Here is a 17,979-nt window from a genome sequence, read left to right on the forward strand (position 1 = left end):
AATGATATTACGACGGAAGGGCAGACGACCTTGACGATGTCTCTCCTCACGTAAATGCTGTGAGCAATGTTGTCCCAAGGAGGCACTTTATGACACAATTCAATTTAAACGGCATTCCATCTCCTATTTTACTCCAGGGCAATGAACGTATTGCGTATCGCGACCCTGCGGTTATTTACCATGACGGAGTGTTTCGACTCTACTGTACATTGACCGAAACGGAGCCTGACGGAACTGTATATATGTATACGGCGATGTGTGAAAGCCATAATCTGATCCAATGGACCTCACCCAAAAAATTGACACCCAGGGATCGTAGCCTGAACTTCTCCAGTCCGGGAAACATTATCCGTTTTAGGGACAAATGGGTGATGTGTCTTCAGACTTATCCGCGGCCAAACGAAGAGAAATACGGTAACCAGACCTCACGTATTTGGACGATGGAAAGCACTGACCTTGATTGTTGGTCGGCGCCCGAACTGCTTAAGGTAAAGGGGGATGACGTGCCTGTGGAGCAGATGGGCCGCATGATCGACCCTTATCTAATTGAAAGCAAGGAAGAGCCAGGGAAATGGTATTGTTTCTACAAGCAGAATGGAGTCAGCGTGTCGTGCTCTTACGATTTAAAGAAATGGACGTTTTGTGGAAACGAAAATGCTGGTGAAAACGTTTGTATTCTGAACATCGAGGATCAATACGTCATGTTTCATTCGCCAGAAAACGGAATTGGGATCATGAGGTCATCCGATCTGCGCCATTGGACGCATGATGATGTGCTGCTGACATTTGGCCAGCGGGAATGGGATTGGGCGAGAGGCAGAATAACTGCAAGTTTTGTGTTGGATTGCAGACAAGTACAGGGCATCGAGAAGTTCCTGATGTTTTTCCACGGAAGCGGCCCGGAAGATGAGCATGTTATATTTGATACACATGCTTGCATCGGCTTAGCATGGAGCGACGATCTTCGCGAGTGGAGTTGGCCGAAATGACGATAACAAATCGATGCATAGCGTCCGTATGCATTGTGAGCTAGTTGAATCTTAAGGTGACGGAAGGCTGTCCTGGCTGTCCGGTATTTTCGAACCTATCTTGATCATGGTACCGGAAATTAGTCTCCGCGAATTCCAGTTGAGGCGTATGTTTTGGATGACATGGTAACAATTCCCATAACAATGCCGTGAAGTGCGAACCCCAAGCTCACATGAATTTTCTGGGAGATTCGCACCAAGCGTCATATGTGGAAATCTGCCTGTTTGTTCGGGTAAAATGAGATAAGATTAGGACCTTTTTATCCGGTTCGCACTTTTGAGGCTCGCAAGCCTTACGCAGCAAGGCCTGCCGAGACTCGCTGTCGCTCCTCACGTAGGAGCGTGGATTGAAATCCGATTGATCGGGGCATTTATCGCTAAGGAAAAAGTCGCTCCTCACGTAGGAGCGTGGATTGAAATAGCCTTGCAGTCGCAGATAGCGACGCTGGAAATGACGTCGCTCCTCACGTAGGAGCGTGGATTGAAATTTTTGCCGGAGACAGCGGCCGCGTGTCCCAATTGGCGTCGCTCCTCACGTAGGAGCGTGGATTGAAATTCGTTGTAAACATGTAGCCACTCTCCCATGGCTACAGTCGCTCCTCACGTAGGAGCGTGGATTGAAATAATGAATGGATATCCAAAAGGTATAATTGTGCCCGTCGCTCCTCACGTAGGAGCGTGGATTGAAATCAGTCTGCGAAGTAATTTGCAAATCGCCGACAGTGTCGCTCCTCACGTAGGAGCGTGGATTGAAATTAGCAGGGCTCAAAAACAATTATTCCGATAACGGTCGCTCCTCACGTAGGAGCGTGGATTGAAATTGAATTTGCAGTATCCGAGCCCGGCCAGCGATCGGTGTCGCTCCTCACGTAGGAGCGCGGATTGAAATTGTTATATACGTCGGCTTCGGGTGTTGGTAAAAGTGTCGCTCCTCACGTAGGAGCGTGGATTGAAATCGCTAGAACGTCCTTGATTTGTGTCAATAGATTGTCGCTCCTCACGTAGGAGCGTGGATTGAAATGTTTTCTGAAATCTCAAGGCGCAGTTGATGTTCAGTCGCTCCTCACGTAGGAGCGTGGATTGAAATCTGGTACATCTTCAATAGATCGCCCGGAAAATCTTGTCGCTCCTCACGTAGGAGCGTGGATTGAAATCGCAAACGACGGGTATTCTTGTTGAAATTGCTTCGTCGCTCCTCACGTAGGAGCGTGGATTGAAATAAGCATATGGCAAATAGCGGTACGATGCAAATTAAGTCGCTCCTCACGTAGGAGCGTGGATTGAAATTTTTCTGGGGGTTTCAGTCAGCACTCTTAAGAGATGTCGCTCCTCACGTAAGAGCGTCCGGTTCCCGTTTTCCCGGATGTCGTTTGATGTAAATTTCTGGAAGTACCCCCTCCTGTTTGACTCCCCATTCCCAGGACAACTCAGGAAACAGCACATACTCGAACAATTCTCCGAGCATAGCAGACCTCATACAACTGGCCTATAAAAAAACTACGACTGACCAATTAACTAACAAGGATTTCCATATGCCTCTGTCGAAGTAGTAACTACCCACTTTGATGGAGGTTTCTTTTTTATGCCACTGCCGAAAAATCGAATTGTTCCAAAAGATAAGATGTACTTCAGACCCGAGTTTGAACATTGCCTGCACTGTGGTGCAAAACTAAAGAGAAGCCATACAGCTTGGAAAAAGAACATCTCTACTCTCCACGGAGTTATCCAGGCTTGGAGCATGGCTTATGTCTGTTCCAATGTAAATTGCGAATTTCCCAACACCTATTACAAGTCCGCAGAAGCGGATCTGCTCGCTATGAAACATACTTCTTACGGTTTCGACGTGCTCGCCCTTGTTGGTCAACTCCGTTTCAAGCAACATATGACCATTGCCGAAATAACCGAGGAGCTTTCAGGCCGCGGTGTTGCTACATCCGAACGTAATTCCCAACGTTTGTATGAGCGGTATTTAACATTGTTGCGTTCTAGCGTAACGGATTATGTGAAAGAAGAACTCAAGCAAGTGGTAAACTCGCACGGAGGAATCATGATCTCCATGGACGGTGTTCAACCCGAGAAAGGAAATGAGACGCTTTATGTTGTCCGAGAGGTGTTTAGTGGCACTATTTTGGTTGCTAAAAGCCTAAAGAGCAGCGGGGCAGAAGAACTGAAAGAGCTCATCCAACCCGTCATCGATCTCGGTTTCCCCGTCATCGGCATTGTTACGGATGGTCAGCAATCTATCCGTATGGCCATGGAGTCGTTGCTTCCCGATGTCCCGTATCAGTACTGCCAGTATCACTACTTAAAGGATATCGCTAAGCCCATCGTCGATCTGGACCGTAAACTCAAAACCGGCATAAAGAAAAGTCTGCGCGGCATTCGAGAGATCGAAAGGAAACTCGACAAGAGTGCTTTCGAAGAATCCGAAGTTGTGCAGGATTATTTGGCAGCCGTTCGTTCTGTGCTCCTCGAGGATGGTAACCCACCATTGGACTTGCCCGGAATTCAGATTTACGAAACCGCCGAAGTCATTCAGGCATCTCTACAAACATGCCTGGATAAAAAAGGGGCCCTCGCAACTTCAAAACGTTTTCAGAATATTCAACAAACTGACTGAATTTCGCGGGCTCTACGAAGAAGTAAAGCGCTGGTCACAACCTTTACATCACGTAGCTAACATCTTGAATCCAGCACTCGATCAATCTAGTGAGTCTGTGCAGTTACAAATGAATTACCTTTTGAAGTGGTTAGAGCAAACGTACAATGAAGAGGCTGACCAGCCGATGGTTAAAAATTTCATGAGCTACACAAAAGGCTTTTGGAAAGGGCTCTTCACTTGTTACGACCACCCACACGTTCCTCGTACCAACAACGACCACGAGCGATTTTTCCGTAAAACCAAAACACGTCATCGACGAATGACAGGACTGAGAAGCTGGAACGAATGCATCATTCGGTCTGGGGAGTTTGTTGTGTTCGTCGATGATGCTCTTCGCCAAAATGATCTCCTTAGACGACTCCAGAGTGTTAGTTACGAAGCGTTTCGCGAAGAACGCTCCAGATGGTCTAACCGTTTGGAAGAAACAACAAAACGTCGTCGATTCCGCCGCGACCCGCAAAAGTACCTACAAGAGACTGAATCTAAGTATTGTGCGTTAATTGGCCAGTCGTAGAAAAAAAACATCATGCGACGTGCTTCTGCGGGCGGAATAAGCAAAGGAAACCGGTCGTGGACCCGGTTTCTGTGTAGTGAAATCATTTTCTCCACATCTCCCGGATCGATGATACGCTCCCAATTTCATCCTGCACACTGAGTAAAAGGGTCCAGTCCGTTCGCCTCCGCAGTAAACAACATTCCCGGATGCAAATGAATGAACGCCATGCTTGTGTAGCCCTTAAGAGATTGTATGATCTGAAAATACGAGCCGGATACAAGGGGACAGAATCTTGGAAGGACATTGATAAGCAATTTCTGCTATAATAGTTGCAAGTTTGAAATGTACGTACAATTCTTGTATCGTGCAGGGAAGCTTGAGTCCGGAGCAAACAAACGGTGTTTTGATTCGAAGTTTGCGTGAATCGGGATAGTTTCAGCGACTTTAGTTGGAGGCGTTGCAGAGTGGAGCGGCGTATATTCAGGTTGTTTTCATCAAAATATTTGGTACGGTTATTGCTGTTGACTTTGTTGATAGGGACGATTCCCGTAGTCACCTTAGGCAGCTTGTCGTTTATTCGCGCAAAAAACAGCGTGCAGGAAAAAGTGAATGACAGCAACATGCAGCTATTGCAGCAAACCCAGTTAAATGTGGAACAGGTTCTGCAACTGTTCGAAAACTTGATGACTCAGTACATTTCAACGTCAACTGTTAATGAAGCTTTACAGACGCCATTTTCGCCCAAAAACTTTGTATTGATGAACGAGCTTGCCGTCGGTCTGAACAAAATGCAGCCCTATGAGCTCGGCATCCAAAACGTATATTTGGCGAATCTGGAGCATGGATGGGTATTGTCCAATCAGGGGTACGGAGTTTTGGATGAATCACAAATGAAAGACATCATTCGGGAATACGCCAAATCGGATAAACCTTCATTTTGGGCGACGATCTCCTCGGAGCCCGGTGACACCGGGGCGGCCTCCGGAGTCCGTCTTGTCAAAAGGCTGCCGTTATACAGAATCTCCGGCTCCGGGCTTATTATAGGCGTAATTTCTCACAACAAATTGGAAAAGCTCGTATTTAACGAGGGAGAGAAGCGGGAGACGGTCATTTTGGATGCCCAATATAACCCGCTTACCCAGCCGTTCGGCAGCGTGATGAAGTCTGCCGACGAACTTGCGCAAGCGGTCGAACGGATTCAGCAGTCTCCAGATATGCAGAGTGGATATTTTACATTTAACGCCAATCATGAAACGGTCAGTGTGATTTTTTCCAAATCAAGTTATAACGGTTGGTATTATTTATCCTTTTCTTCCTTGAACGATATTACCCGGGATTCCCGCTCGATCGGATGGTACACACTATATATTTCGGCAGGGACGTTTACTTTCATTTTGCTCATGGCTTGGATTGGTTCCAAGAGGATGTACCTGCCGATTCGTCGCGTCGTTTCCGTGGCGATAGGTGGCGATTCGGAGAATCAACGTGAGCATAAGGACGAATTTCAGGTCATCGGAGAACAAATTAACCGGCTCAGGACTTCTCAGACTCATATGAAAGACCAGCTTCGCATCCACTCCAAGCAATTGGAAGCGTTTTTTATACGCAGGTTGCTGCAGGGGGAAATCAGGCCCAGCGAAACGAGGGAACGTTGGAGCCAATTCGCTTACGATCCGGGCCCCGCCATGTTTGCCGTCCTCACCGTTCAAATCGATACCTTAGAGCATACGAGATATGGCGATCAGGATATCGATCTGCTGATGTTTGCTATCAATAATATTGCCGGCGAGCTGATTCAGCCCGAGCGGAGGCTGGAACCGGTGGTCATGGTGGACAACCAGGTAACGATATGCCGCGGCGAAGAACAGTTGGCTCCGAATTTCGAAGCAATGCTGTTCGAATATGCCGAGCAAGTACAACAAACGGTTGATGACCTGCTCGGATTAAAAATCAGCATTGGCATAAGCCGTCTTTATTCCGATATTAACCAGACGCATCAAGCTTACAAGGAGAGCTTGGAATCATTGAAGTACCGGGTGCGCTTCGGAGAGCAAGCGATATTGCCGTTCATGCATGTATTGCCGGCTACCTCCATTACGGCCGCTTACCCGGATTGGCTGGAAAAGGAACTACTTGATGCCGTCAAAATGGAAGACCGGGCCCGCTCCAAGGAGTTGCTAAATGAGTTTATCCAGAAGGTCATCGCAGATTATCCGCGTTATGATGATCTTCAAATGGTATTGACGCGATTCCTGATCGACCTGCTGAGAGAATGGCAGGAGGCTGGGGAGAGAGGCAATTCCCTGCGAGTGATGGATAAACCTATTCACGAACATCTGCTGGGATTGCGAACCGCTGAAGACATCGAGATGTGGTTTTTCCGAAATGTCATTGAACCGATGATCGACTCGCTTCATCACAAGTGGGAAAGCCAAAATAAGACAATATCCAACCGGATGCTGGACATGATTCATGATGAGTTTGCTTCGAATTTAACGCTGGAGCTTTGCGCGTCGCGATTGAATTACCACCCGAATTATATCAAGACCGTCTTCCGTAAAGAGACCGGCGTCAATTTCAGCGACTATTTATCTCAGTATCGGCTCACCATAGCCAAGAAGTGGCTGGTGGAGAGCGACATGAAGATCAATGAAATCGCCGAGAGGCTGCAGTACCAGAATTCGCAAAATTTCATAAGGTACTTCCGCAAAATGGAAAATATGACTCCGGGGCAATACCGCGAAAAGCACCGGTAATTCAACGAACAAAAGCCTGGCTCAAGGGCTTTTTTTTCCGAGAAGATGCTCACGCCTCGATAAGCGGGCCTTGAATCAGGTGGGGGAGAGTCCCTATCCGATGTTCAGCAAAGCTGAAGCGAGTTCACTCGGCGATCCATCGCATAGGCAACGAAAAAGCTTGGGAAACCAGGCTTTTTTGCTTATATGCCACAATGATTATCCGGATATGCCCTTTGGATTATCCCCTGTCGAAAGACGGGGGTTTTCCTCTATGAAGCCATCATCTGCTATGGAGATTATCGACAGGAATCCGCAATATAAGTACATTGGAGTCACCCGAATAAATACCGGAACAAAGGGGACAAAAGATAAGGAGGAGAATCGCCCTGGAGATGACATTTACAAATAAAACGTTCGCCCGCCGGTTGAAGCGTCACCGCTGGTTGTATATCATGCTTTTACCGGGTCTGCTTTATTTTCTCGTTTACAAATATTTGCCCATGTGGGGAATATTGATTGCTTTTCAAGATTACCAGCCGTTTCAGGGGTTTTTCGGAAGCAGTTGGGTCGGTTTCAAGCATTTTGAAACGTTTTTTACGAACGATGCGTTTTGGATGCTGTTTCGCAACACGTTTATACTTGCGGTGTACAACATCGTGTTTTTTTTCCCGCTTCCTATCGTCATATCGCTGCTGCTGAATGAAGTACGCAAAGAGTTTTTCAAACGTTTTGTCCAAACGCTGATCTATATTCCGCATTTCGTATCCTGGGTTGTTGTCGTTGGGATCAGCTTTCTGTTTTTCTCCACGGAAGGCGGCATCGTCAACACGATGCTGAACAGCGTGGGCAAAGAGCCGGTCAACTTTCTGCTTAGCCGCGATTGGTTCCGGACGATCGTTACGTCGCAGGTTATTTGGAAGGAGACCGGTTGGGGTACGATCATTTTTCTCGCTGCATTGGCCGGGGTTGACCCGCAGTTATACGAGGCCGCACGAATTGACGGGGCAGGGCGCTGGAGACAAATGTGGCATATTACGTTGCCGGCCATCCGCAGCACGATCATTATTTTGTTGATTTTACGGATCGGACATTTTCTGGATTCCGGCTTCGAACAGATTTTCCTGATGGTGAATCCGATGAACCGGGAGGTAGGGGAAGTGTTTGATACTTATGTATACAGCACGGGCATTACCCAGGGAAAATTCAGCTACAGCACCGCGGTCGGCATGTTTAAATCGGTCGTCGGACTTGTGCTTGTCGTTTTCGCCAACAAGCTGGCCAAAAAATTCGGCGAAGAAGGCATTTATTAAGGAAGGAGGGAGCCATGTTATGCCGGATAGAACTTTATCCAGCCGGTTGCTGGATGGAATCAACTACTTGCTATTGTCGCTTGTTGCCGCAGCTTGCGTATTGCCGTTCATCTATATTTTGGCGGCATCTGTCACGGAACCGACGGAGCTGATCAAAAAAGGGTTTCTTTTATTTCCTACCCGGTTTTCGTTGATCGGGTATGAGTATATTTTGTCCACAGATACGATTTTGTCCAGCTTGGGCGTGTCCATTTTCATTACGGTAGCCGGAACGCTGGCGAATTTGTTATTTACCGCCTTGATGGCTTACCCGCTTGCGCAAAGGGATTTAATGGGCGTCAGCTTCGTTATGAGGCTTGTTGTATTCTCGATGCTGTTTAGCGGCGGAATGATCCCGACGTATCTGGTCGTCAAGGAGACGGGACTGCTTGACAGCCCGGCTTCCCTGATCGTGCCGGGCCTGATCAGCGCCTTTAACCTGATTATTATGCGAAGCTTTTTTCAGCAGCTCCCCGATGGGCTGGAGGAAGCGGCAAGGATTGACGGCTGCAGCGATGTAGGCATTCTTTTTCGTATCGTGCTCCCGCTGTCGGCGCCGGTTCTTGCTTCGCTTGCTTTGTTTTATGCGGTAGGGCACTGGAATACTTATTTTAACGCGATTCTTTATATCAACGACAGCACTTACTGGCCTATCCAGGTTTGGTTGAGGCAAATTGTGATATTAGCGCAAGGGGGGATCGGCGATTCAACGCAATTCAGCGAGGACTTTGTTCCGCCGCCGGCGGAAACGATCAAGATGGCGGTCATTGTCATTTCGACGCTGCCCATATTGATTGTGTATCCGTTTTTGCAAAAGCACTTTGCCAAAGGTGCGCTTTTGGGGTCAGTGAAAGGCTAAATGAACTAAAGAAGAGGAGATTGAATATGAAAAATCATGCATCCCGCAAGTCTATCCAACTGCTCAGCGTTATTTGCATCACTTGTTTATCCGCTTCTCTGCTTGCAGCGTGCACATCGTCCAAGAAAGAACCTTCGGCTGCACAGCAGCCCGGGGGGACTCCGGCCGCAGCGGCCAAGCCGCTTGAACTGAAAGTGATGATGATCCAGCAACTCGCGGAGCCGCCGAAAAAAGACAGCCCGTTTTTGAAAAAAATCGAAGAATATACGAATACAAAGCTGGATATTACTTGGGTTCCGGGAGCGGGAACCGCTTATGACGACAAGGTCAGCGCAACCGTCGCTTCCGGCAATATGCCGGATGTGATTCTGATTCGGAAAACAAAAGAGTCGCCTAACTTGAACGCACAGCAGTCCGGTGTGTTTTGGGAGCTCACCCCATACCTTAAGGATTACAAAAATTTAAGCAAAATGAGTCCGGTTGCCGTCCAAAATGCAAGTATCAGCGGGAAGCTGTACGGCCTTCCGCGCGAGCGCGTATTGTCCCGTTACGGCATGATTATCCGCCAGGACTGGCTGGACAATCTGGGGCTGCAGACGCCGAAAACAGCCGACGATATTTACAAGGCGGCTAAAGCGTTTACCGAAAACGACCCGGATAAAGACGGCAAAAAAAATACGTTTGGCATTCAGGAAGACGCTACGATGGAGCTGCTCAAGCAGTTGACGATCTACAATGGCGGCCCGAACGTCTGGGGACTTAAGGATGGCAAGGTAACTCCGGATTTCATGTATCCGGAATTCAAGTCCGCCCTTGACCTGTACAAGAAAATGGTCAGCGAAAAAATAATTAGCCCGGACTTCGCGATTGCCAAAAAATATGATTACTTTAACCAAGGCAAGGCCGGCATGTATTTCTCCGTCATCGATGACGGGACTACCCGCCATGCGGATATGATGAAGCAGGACCCGAAAGTGAAGATCGATGTCGCGGAAAACTTCGACGGCCCTCAAGGTCAACGTGTAAGAGGAACGACTGGATATGACTCGCTGATTGCCATTCCCAAGTCGAGTGTCAAAGATGAAGCGAAGCTGAAGCAAATTCTCACGTTTCTGGATAAAATGGGCGACGATCCGATGTTGAGCCTGATCAATGCGGGGATCGAAGGCACAGACTACAAGGCGGAAAACGGCAAAGCTCAGAAAATCGCCGGTTCGAAAGGCTCCGAAGATTGGCAAAACTTGAGATGGGGCAGTCAGTTCGGCGGAATCCAAATCGAGAAAACGCCGCTTGAGCAGAAGGTGGATAAGTTGTTCATCGACAATACGAAGATTGGTGTCGTGGATCTGAGCGCTTCTCTCCTGTCGGATACCAACTCGCAAAAAGGCGCTGAGCTGAAGAAGGCCGTTACCGACGCGCAAGTGAAATACGTGCTCGGCGAGTTGGATGAAAAAGGCTGGAACGATGTCGTTGCCAAATGGCGCACGAGCGGCGGCGACAAAATCATCGAAGAATTCACTGCAGATTACAACAAGAGCAAGGGCAAATAATGGGGGACTTATCGGAATCCGCCGAGACTTCGGCGGAATTCCTGCTTTTTGCACACTACCTACGATGGAAGGATATGAACACGATGAACAAAAATCCTGAATTGCCGGCGCATTTTAAGCCGTTATTCGATTACCCGCTGCGCGACACGTCGATTTGTCTGGGACATGACGGATATTACTACATGACCGGAACGACCGGTTTTCCCGATTGGTGGGCGGTGACCGGAGATATTCAAATATGGAAATCGGCCGACCTGCAGGAATGGACGCCAATCATTACCGAGCCGCGCAAGCGAACTGTCGTCTGGAACATTGACCGCGACGGTACGTGGGAGAAGGAAATTACGCTTCGGGACGGAGCTCCGTTTCGTCCGTTGTGGGCGCCTGAAATTCATTACTTGAAAGGCACTTATTGGCTGACGTATTGCATTCCCCGGCTTGGCAGCGGCCTGCTGCGAAGCGTTAGCGGCCGCGCGGAAGGGCCTTATGTCGATCACATTTCGATGAAATCGCCAATTAGCCCGTATATTGACGCCTCGCTTTTTCAAGACGACGATGGCAGCGTCTATTACTTGTGCGACAACGGCAAAATCGCCCGAATGACCGAAGACATGACGGCGCTGGCGGAGGAGCTGCGGCTGTTAAGTCCGTCGAACGCAGAACATGTCGGCTTCGAGGGAACGTTTTTGTTCAAGACGCAGGGGCGATATTATTTGGCCGGCGCGGAATTCGTAGACGGCGATTACCACTGTTTGGTCGCAAGCTCGGATCATCTGTACGGCCCTTACGGTGATAGGTATCTCGTTATACCGCATGGCGGGCACAATATGTTTTTCCGGGATCGGGACGGACAGTGGTGGAGCACGTTTTTCGGCAATAACGCAAATGCTCCTTTTCGTGAAAGACCGGGGATACTCAAGGTGGAGTTCGATGATGAACTGCGAATCCGGCCTAAGGAGGAGAATCTTATTGACTCGCTTCAAACTAAGTGACATTCCGTCGCCCATTCTGCTTCAAGGCAACGAACGTATCGCTTATCGAGATCCCGCGGTCATTTACCAAGATGGAGTATTTCGGCTTTACTGTACATTGACCGAGACGGAGCCGGACGGAACTGTATATATGTATACGGCGATGAGCCAGAGCCGCGATCTGTTGCGGTGGACCGAACCGAAAAAACTGACGCCGCGGGATCGTAGTCTGAACTTCTCCAGTCCGGGAAACATTATCCGTTTTAGGGACAAATGGGTGATGTGTCTTCAGACTTATCCGCGGCCAAACGGGGAGAAATACGGTAACCGGACCTCACGTATTTGGATGATGGAAAGCACTGACCTTGATCGTTGGTCGGCGCCCGAACTGCTTAAGGTAAAGGGGGATGACGTGCCTGTGGAGCAGATGGGCCGCATGATCGACCCTTACCTAATTGAAAGCAATGACGAGCCAGGAAAATGGTATTGTTTTTACAAGCAGAATGGAGTCAGCGTGTCGTGCTCTTACGATTTAGAGAAATGGACGTTTTGTGGAAACGAAAATGCCGGTGAAAACGTTTGTATTCTGAATTTAGAGGATCAATATGTCATGTTTCACTCGCCTGAAAACGGAATTGGGATCATGAGGTCGTCCGATCTGCGTCATTGGACGCATGATGATGTGCTGCTGACATTTGGCCAGCGGGAATGGGATTGGGCGAGAGGCAGAATAACTGCCGGTTTTGTATTGGATTGCAGACAAGTACAGGGCATCGAGAAGTTTCTGATGTTTTTCCACGGAAGCGGTCCGGAAGATGAGCATATTATATTTGATACACATGCTTGCATCGGCTTGGCATGGAGCGACGATCTTCGCGAGTGGAGTTGGCCGAGATAACGATAACAAATCGATGCATAGCGTCTGTATGCATTGAGAACAAGTTGAATCTAAAGATGACGGAAGGCTGTCCTGGTTGTCCGGTATTTTCGAAACTATCTTGATCATTGTACCGGAAATTGGTCTCCGCGAATTCCAGAATCCAACCGGCTATAATCGACTTGCTTTCGGCATCAAGCAAGTCGATTATAGGATGTTCTATTCCAGTTAAGACGTATGTTTGACATGGTAACAAGTGCCATAACAATGCCGTGAAGTGCGAACCCCAAGCTCACATGAATTTCCTGGGAGATTCGCACCAAACGTCATATGTGGAAATCTGCCTGATTGTTCGGTAAAATGAGATTAAGATTAGGACCTTTTTATCCGGTTCGCACTTTTGAGGCTCACAAGTCTTACGCAGCAAGGCCTACCGATGTTCGCTGTCGCTCCTCACGCAGGAGCGTGGATTGAAATCGCATCTCCTTGCGCATTCGACGCTTGAAATCAGGTCGCTCCTTACGCAGGAACGTGATTGAAGTAACCGTGTAGCCCGATAACCGGGCGTGTAAACGAAAATGCCGGTGAAAACGTTGGTATTCTGAACATTGAGGATCAATTAAACAACTGGATGGCGGTACCAGAAATCCGTCTGGCCGTGAGAAACGATGGTAGAAGCGCTAACGAGGCGTTTTATTGAAGGTAAAGATAAATGCATTCAAACAAAAATAAGCAATAACAAACGATAATTTTGCGAAATTTCGCTTTTCAATTCTCACTTATATAATAAGTTTGTGTAAATTTGTGCTTTTTTTGAACTTGCATATTGACGCGGATTTCGATTTGGCACTAGAATAGTGGTGTTGAGAGCTTGGGGATAGCGTGATGAGGATTGTCTGGATTTTCTGTGTTTGAATTTGCTCATTTTTGAAAATGGTTTGCCGAAGCGTTATCATCACTTGTTTCGGAGAATTGAAGTTGTATTAAATGCGAGTGTATGCGCTATCATGAAAGGAGGTTCATTCGTGACCATTGAGCGATTAGCCAATCTTGAGAAGTTGTTTGTGGTCGGGCACCGGGGCTACAAAGAGAAGTATCTTGAAAATACGCTGTTGTCCTTCCAAAAGTCGCTGGACATCGGGGTTGATGTCATTGAATTCGATCTTCGTCTGTCTCGTGATCATCAGCTTGTCATCATTCATGACGAGACGGTGGATAGGACAACAAACGGCAGCGGACCGGTCAGCGAGTATACGCTCCATGAGCTGCAGCAGCTTGATGCCGGAGGATGGTTCGGCAGCGTATTTGCCGGGCTGAAAATCCCGACGCTGGAGCAGCTTTGCGAATTGCTGAAGAACAGTCCCGATGTGCTGTTGAATGTAGAAATCAAACCCGGCTTTCAAGCGCTAAAGGCTGCAGATATGGCTGTTGCTGAGCTGGGGCGGCATGGATATTTGCCCAGATGTGTGTTTACTTCATTTGATGCCGATGTGGTCGCGCATATTTATGATACGTACGGATTGAAGACACAAGGTTTCCCCAGTGAAAAAATGAAAAATTTCATCCCAGAAGAGCACGGGACATATTCCAAAATGTGGTCCGTAGGCATCGCGATAAAAGACTTGACCCCGGAGCGTGTCAAGCAGTTCCGCGAGCTGGGACTGCTTGTCGGCACGTATTGCCCCGATAGCGAGGAGCAGGCCAGGTATGCGGTCAGCTGTGGCATCAACCGGATGACCTGCAACAATCCCCTGGCCGCCCTCAGCATTCGGAGCGAGCTGGAGAAGCGTGCCTAACGAAGGGGCATTTGTGAAAAAGCCGGATATTTTGTTCATACAAGCGATCAGCGGCATTGACCGGATTTCTAGATCACTCAAGAGCTGCTTCCCGACTTTTCAGTTTGGAAGGAAGCGAATGGAAGTTGGAGCTGCTGCTCAGGCTGCAATAGGCCGAACGGGGTAGAGAACCGACGCGATGCTGCGGATTTGGAAAGCTTGACCGGGCCGTATAATTGGGAGACAGGAGCATAACATGAGCAAAATCCGATTGGTAGTCAGCGATTTGGACGGCACTTTATTGACGGAGGATAGCAAGCTGACGGGTGAGGTGATTGCCGCGGTCGAGCGATTTCGTTCGTCCGGCGGATTGTTCACAATCGCTACAGGCAGATATTTAGGAAACGCAATCCGGTTTGCCGATGAACTGGATATCGATCTTCCCCTTATATTATGCAATGGCAGCGTAATGGCGAAGCGCGATCGCATTGTGGAAGCGGCTTTGCTGCCGATCGGGCCATTTGCGGCGCTGCTCAAGGATGCGGATGCTGCCGGGCTCACGGTATTGATGTATCCGGAAAGCGGCGGCATCCGCGCACTGAGCCGGACCTTGGAGGTAGAAGAGTTTGAGGCGTGCGAAAATCACCCATGTTTGCCGCCGGACGATGAATGGGAGCGGCAGCGGGTGCAAAAGCTGCTGCTGATTGGCGATATGCGGCAATTGATGGGCATCTGGAACGGCTATAGGCCGCAATTGCAGGATCAGTGCTCGATCGTACAGTCCGGGGATCATTCGCTGGAAATGATCCCTATCGGACAGAACAAAGGCAACGCACTTCAGCGGCTGATGGCACAGCTGAATGTGCATCCCGATGAGGTTATGGCGATCGGTAACCATTTGAACGATGTGGAAATGATCGAAACCGCGGGAATTGGAGTTGCTGTGGCGAACAGTCATCCCGGTTTAATCGCCAAAGCTTCCTATGTATGCCGGCAATCCTACGGAGAGGGTGTTGTCGAGGCGATGGGGCTTTTTTGCAACAACACATAATCCGAAAATCCGGACGTGGATGGATGCGTCTGGATTTTCCTTTTAACTAGGAAGTGAAAAGATTGCATATATTTGCATTGCGCAAGCAAATAAATTAAGATAAACTTATAACATCGACAATGATACTGAGGTGATGGCCGTTTTGACCAAAAACACCGGGGAACTCCGCAAACTGGCTGAAGCAACATTAAAGCTGGTCAAGGAGTTTAAACATGCACAGGACCGAAGAGCTGATCTGGATCGGGTAACGTTTGAAGTGCTTATTTTGATTAAAACGCGGCAAGAAATTCGTTTAACGGATATTGCTCAAGAGCTGCAAATGAATCCTTCTTCGATTACTAGACGTATCCAGCAATTAAAGCAATCCGGGTATATTGCTATCCATTCGGATCCGAAAGATCTACGTTCAAGTCTTATTGGTTTAACGGACTATGGAGAGCAGGCACTGTTGCAATTTTTGGAAAGAAGCGTGGAAGGATTGGCCCGTATTCTTGAAGGATGGGACGACAAAGAAGTCAAGTCGCTTGCCGACAAGTTAACCGGTTATGCCGAGGCGATGGAACAATGGAGGATTAAATCGGAGGCAGGGAGTGTGGAGCATGGAGAATAAGGGGAAACTTCAGCAAGCGCAATATGCTGATCCAGGAAAATTTAATGCGCGCATTTATTTGCACAGGAAGTTCAGCACAAATCCGTATCCATGGCCATGTTGGGTATTCGATCAATTCATGAAGAAGGAACAAGCAAGCGTTCTTGAGCTTGGGGGAGGCAACGGGCTCCTGTGGACCGTTAATGCTCAGCGCATTCCTGCCTTGTGGGATATTACGGTAACCGACCTGTCTGCGGGCATGCTTGAGGATGCCAAGTCCAATCTGCAAAGCGCAAGCGATAGATTTCGCTTCGAGGCGATGGATGCCGGGAACATTCCTTATCCTGATGGCGCCTTCGATATCGTTATTGCCAATCATATGCTGTATCATGTGGGGGACAGGGGGCGCGCTTTAGCGGAAATCAGGCGTGTGCTCAAACCCGGAGGCGTTTTCTATGCAAGTACGGTAGGTAGCCGGAACATGATGGAGATGAAGGAATGGGTCCAAGACTTTAATCCCGAATCTAATTACACTGACGCGCTGGGCTCGATCGAAAACCGTTTTTCGCTTGATAATGGGCAAGAACAACTGTCGCCTTTTTTTGAACAAGTGCAGTTGAGGCTGTATGAGGATTCGCTGCTGGTGACGGAGCCCGAGGCCATTGTGAACTATGTGTTGTCACTAAACGGCTTGGTGTCGGAACGGCTTGTCATGGATCCGCGTTTGGCCGACCGCTTTAAGGAATACATAGAAGAGAAGATGACTCTTTCCGGAGGGAAGCTCCATATACAGAAATCGTCGGGCATGTTTGTCAGCATGTAGTTCTGAGAAATGGCTTGGAGATCGAAGTCCCAATAGGTCATTATAAACTTGATACACCACCCTGAAGAGACGGAGGAGAGTATGGGTTTATTAAAAATTTGCTTATAAAACTGGGATTAGAACAACTGCAGCTGTGTACTTTGCAAGACTTAACTTATGAAATATCCGAGCTGAAGCCGATTCAGGGCTATATTCAGGTTGTCAGAATTTTGCTATTTATCATTGGAGCATTGTCGTTATCGCTAATCTGAGTGCGAATTTTAAGTTCACATGAATTTCCTGGGGGCTTCGTACCCTGCGTCTTATCCGGGAATGGGCTACAGATACTCCTTTCCCCCCGAATATACTACCATCGTGTCATAGAACCACTTCCCTTCGTCATGTTACGATTGCTTTCGGGCATTACGATAAATGATGACGAGGAGTGCATGATAAATGAGTTCGATACAGCTGCATGGGAAAGTAGCTTTGGTTTCCGGAGGGGCAAGAGGGATCGGTGCTGCGGCAGCGAAGCTGCTGGCCCAACAAGGGGCCAAAGTTGTGGTCAACTTTGCCGAGAGGGAAGACGCTGCGTTAGACGTGGTCGATCAAATCGCCCAACAAGGGGGAGACGCTGTTGCCGTACGAGCGGACGTTCGGGATGAGAAGCAGGTTCAACAAATGGTCGCGGAAACGGAGAGCAGGTTCGGAGCCATCGACATTTTGGTCAGTAACGCTAATATGCAGTTTGTGATGAAACCGATTCTTCAGATGAATTGGGAGGAATTCTCGCAAAAGCTGAATGATGAAATGAAAGCCGCATTTGTATTGACACAAGCTGTAACCCCTGTCATGATAAAAAGAAACTATGGAAGAATTATCTATGTATCCAGCTCTTCCGCCGATCTTCCCACTCCTTATTTGGGAGCGCATGGAGCCGCTAAAGCGGCTTTGAACGGATTTGTCAAGTACATTGCGCAGGAGCTAGGCCCACATGGCGTCACAGCCAATGCGGTGTCGCCCGGACTTGTACAGACAGATGCCTCCCGATATACTCCCGAGCAGGTCAAAGAACAGATCGCTATGGCAACTCCATTGGGAAGAGTAGCTGTTCCGGATGACATTTCCGGTGTAATTGCTTTCCTTGCCAGTGAAGAGAGCCGGTTTTTGACCGGGACCTGTACTCATGTCAATGGCGGTATATTGATGCTTTGACAGCGGCTTCGCCGCAT

Annotated in this window: 14 protein-coding genes and 1 CRISPR repeat array; all 14 genes read left to right on the forward strand. The window is 48.4% G+C overall.

The window, feature by feature from the left end:
- The first annotated feature begins 89 nt into the window (after window positions 1–89).
- The 14 genes from EYB31_RS06855 to EYB31_RS06925 all read left to right on the forward strand — a co-directional run bounded on the left by EYB31_RS06855 (window position 90) and on the right by EYB31_RS06925 (window position 17,962).
- Window positions 90–989, forward strand: a complete 900-nt coding sequence (locus EYB31_RS06855; protein WP_131012552.1) for a glycoside hydrolase family protein — start codon at window positions 90–92, stop codon at window positions 987–989.
- Between the two features lie 361 nt (window positions 990–1,350).
- Window positions 1,351–2,315: direct repeats of the CRISPR family, unit length 32 nt; unit sequence GTCGCTCCTCACGTAGGAGCGTGGATTGAAAT.
- 295 nt (window positions 2,316–2,610) lie between these two features.
- Complete coding sequence (locus EYB31_RS06860) at window positions 2,611–3,648, forward strand: transposase (RefSeq protein WP_131012553.1); 1,038 nt, start codon at window positions 2,611–2,613, stop codon at window positions 3,646–3,648.
- A gap of 64 nt (window positions 3,649–3,712) precedes the next feature.
- On the forward strand, window positions 3,713–4,204 hold the full coding sequence (locus EYB31_RS06865) for an IS66 family transposase (RefSeq protein ID WP_131012554.1): 492 nt from the start codon (window positions 3,713–3,715) through the stop codon (window positions 4,202–4,204).
- 485 nt (window positions 4,205–4,689) lie between these two features.
- Window positions 4,690–6,942 carry a helix-turn-helix domain-containing protein gene (locus tag EYB31_RS06870; protein ID WP_165452271.1) on the forward strand — a complete coding sequence of 751 codons (2,253 nt, stop codon included), beginning with the start codon at window positions 4,690–4,692 and terminating at the stop codon, window positions 6,940–6,942.
- Between the two features lie 374 nt (window positions 6,943–7,316).
- Window positions 7,317–8,234, forward strand: a complete 918-nt coding sequence (locus tag EYB31_RS06880; protein ID WP_240762156.1) for an ABC transporter permease — start codon at window positions 7,317–7,319, stop codon at window positions 8,232–8,234.
- A 19-nt stretch (window positions 8,235–8,253) separates the two neighbouring features.
- Window positions 8,254–9,132, forward strand: a complete 879-nt coding sequence (locus EYB31_RS06885; RefSeq protein WP_131012557.1) for a carbohydrate ABC transporter permease — start codon at window positions 8,254–8,256, stop codon at window positions 9,130–9,132.
- A 26-nt stretch (window positions 9,133–9,158) separates the two neighbouring features.
- Complete coding sequence (locus tag EYB31_RS06890; protein WP_131012558.1) at window positions 9,159–10,682, forward strand: extracellular solute-binding protein; 1,524 nt, start codon at window positions 9,159–9,161, stop codon at window positions 10,680–10,682.
- Window positions 10,683–10,756: 74 nt separating this feature from the next.
- Window positions 10,757–11,674: a family 43 glycosylhydrolase gene (locus tag EYB31_RS06895; RefSeq protein ID WP_165452272.1), complete on the forward strand. Its 918-nt coding sequence runs from the start codon at window positions 10,757–10,759 to the stop codon at window positions 11,672–11,674.
- Window positions 11,652–12,551, forward strand: coding sequence for a glycoside hydrolase family protein (locus EYB31_RS06900; protein WP_165452273.1), 900 nt, complete (start codon window positions 11,652–11,654; stop codon window positions 12,549–12,551). Before EYB31_RS06895 ends, EYB31_RS06900 begins: the two co-directional genes overlap by 23 nt.
- 1,004 nt (window positions 12,552–13,555) lie before the next feature.
- The gene (locus EYB31_RS06905; protein ID WP_240762159.1) at window positions 13,556–14,326 is read left to right on the forward strand and encodes a glycerophosphodiester phosphodiesterase family protein; all 771 of its coding nucleotides are present in this window, start codon (window positions 13,556–13,558) and stop codon (window positions 14,324–14,326) included.
- Window positions 14,327–14,561: 235 nt separating this feature from the next.
- Window positions 14,562–15,356 (forward strand): HAD family hydrolase, encoded by a 795-nt coding sequence (locus tag EYB31_RS06910; protein ID WP_131012562.1) that lies wholly within the window; start codon window positions 14,562–14,564, stop codon window positions 15,354–15,356.
- Window positions 15,357–15,498: 142 nt separating this feature from the next.
- Window positions 15,499–15,966, forward strand: a complete 468-nt coding sequence (locus EYB31_RS06915) for a MarR family winged helix-turn-helix transcriptional regulator (RefSeq protein ID WP_165452274.1) — start codon at window positions 15,499–15,501, stop codon at window positions 15,964–15,966.
- Window positions 15,956–16,768, forward strand: a complete 813-nt coding sequence (locus EYB31_RS06920; protein WP_165452275.1) for a class I SAM-dependent methyltransferase — start codon at window positions 15,956–15,958, stop codon at window positions 16,766–16,768. Before EYB31_RS06915 ends, EYB31_RS06920 begins: the two co-directional genes overlap by 11 nt.
- A 435-nt stretch (window positions 16,769–17,203) precedes the next feature.
- Window positions 17,204–17,962 (forward strand): SDR family oxidoreductase, encoded by a 759-nt coding sequence (locus EYB31_RS06925; RefSeq protein WP_131012565.1) that lies wholly within the window; start codon window positions 17,204–17,206, stop codon window positions 17,960–17,962.
- Window positions 17,963–17,979 lie beyond the last annotated feature (17 nt).

Origin of the sequence: Paenibacillus thalictri (assembly GCF_004307995.1) — a bacterium.
Taxonomy (GTDB): Bacteria; Bacillota; Bacilli; order Paenibacillales; family NBRC-103111; genus Paenibacillus_AF; species Paenibacillus_AF thalictri.

What these genes read in the sequence shown, in the direction of transcription:
- EYB31_RS06855 (WP_131012552.1), top strand. Translation starts at nt 90, where the DNA reads ATGACACAATTCAATTTAAACGGCATTCCATCTCCTATTTTACTCCAG.
- EYB31_RS06860 (WP_131012553.1), top strand. Translation starts at nt 2,611, where the DNA reads ATGCCACTGCCGAAAAATCGAATTGTTCCAAAAGATAAGATGTACTTC.
- EYB31_RS06880 (WP_240762156.1), top strand. Translation starts at nt 7,317, where the DNA reads ATGACATTTACAAATAAAACGTTCGCCCGCCGGTTGAAGCGTCACCGC.
- EYB31_RS06885 (WP_131012557.1), top strand. Translation starts at nt 8,254, where the DNA reads ATGCCGGATAGAACTTTATCCAGCCGGTTGCTGGATGGAATCAACTAC.
- EYB31_RS06890 (WP_131012558.1), top strand. Translation starts at nt 9,159, where the DNA reads ATGAAAAATCATGCATCCCGCAAGTCTATCCAACTGCTCAGCGTTATT.
- EYB31_RS06895 (WP_165452272.1), top strand. Translation starts at nt 10,757, where the DNA reads ATGAACACGATGAACAAAAATCCTGAATTGCCGGCGCATTTTAAGCCG.
- EYB31_RS06910 (WP_131012562.1), top strand. Translation starts at nt 14,562, where the DNA reads ATGAGCAAAATCCGATTGGTAGTCAGCGATTTGGACGGCACTTTATTG.
- EYB31_RS06920 (WP_165452275.1), top strand. Translation starts at nt 15,956, where the DNA reads ATGGAGAATAAGGGGAAACTTCAGCAAGCGCAATATGCTGATCCAGGA.
- EYB31_RS06925 (WP_131012565.1), top strand. Translation starts at nt 17,204, where the DNA reads ATGAGTTCGATACAGCTGCATGGGAAAGTAGCTTTGGTTTCCGGAGGG.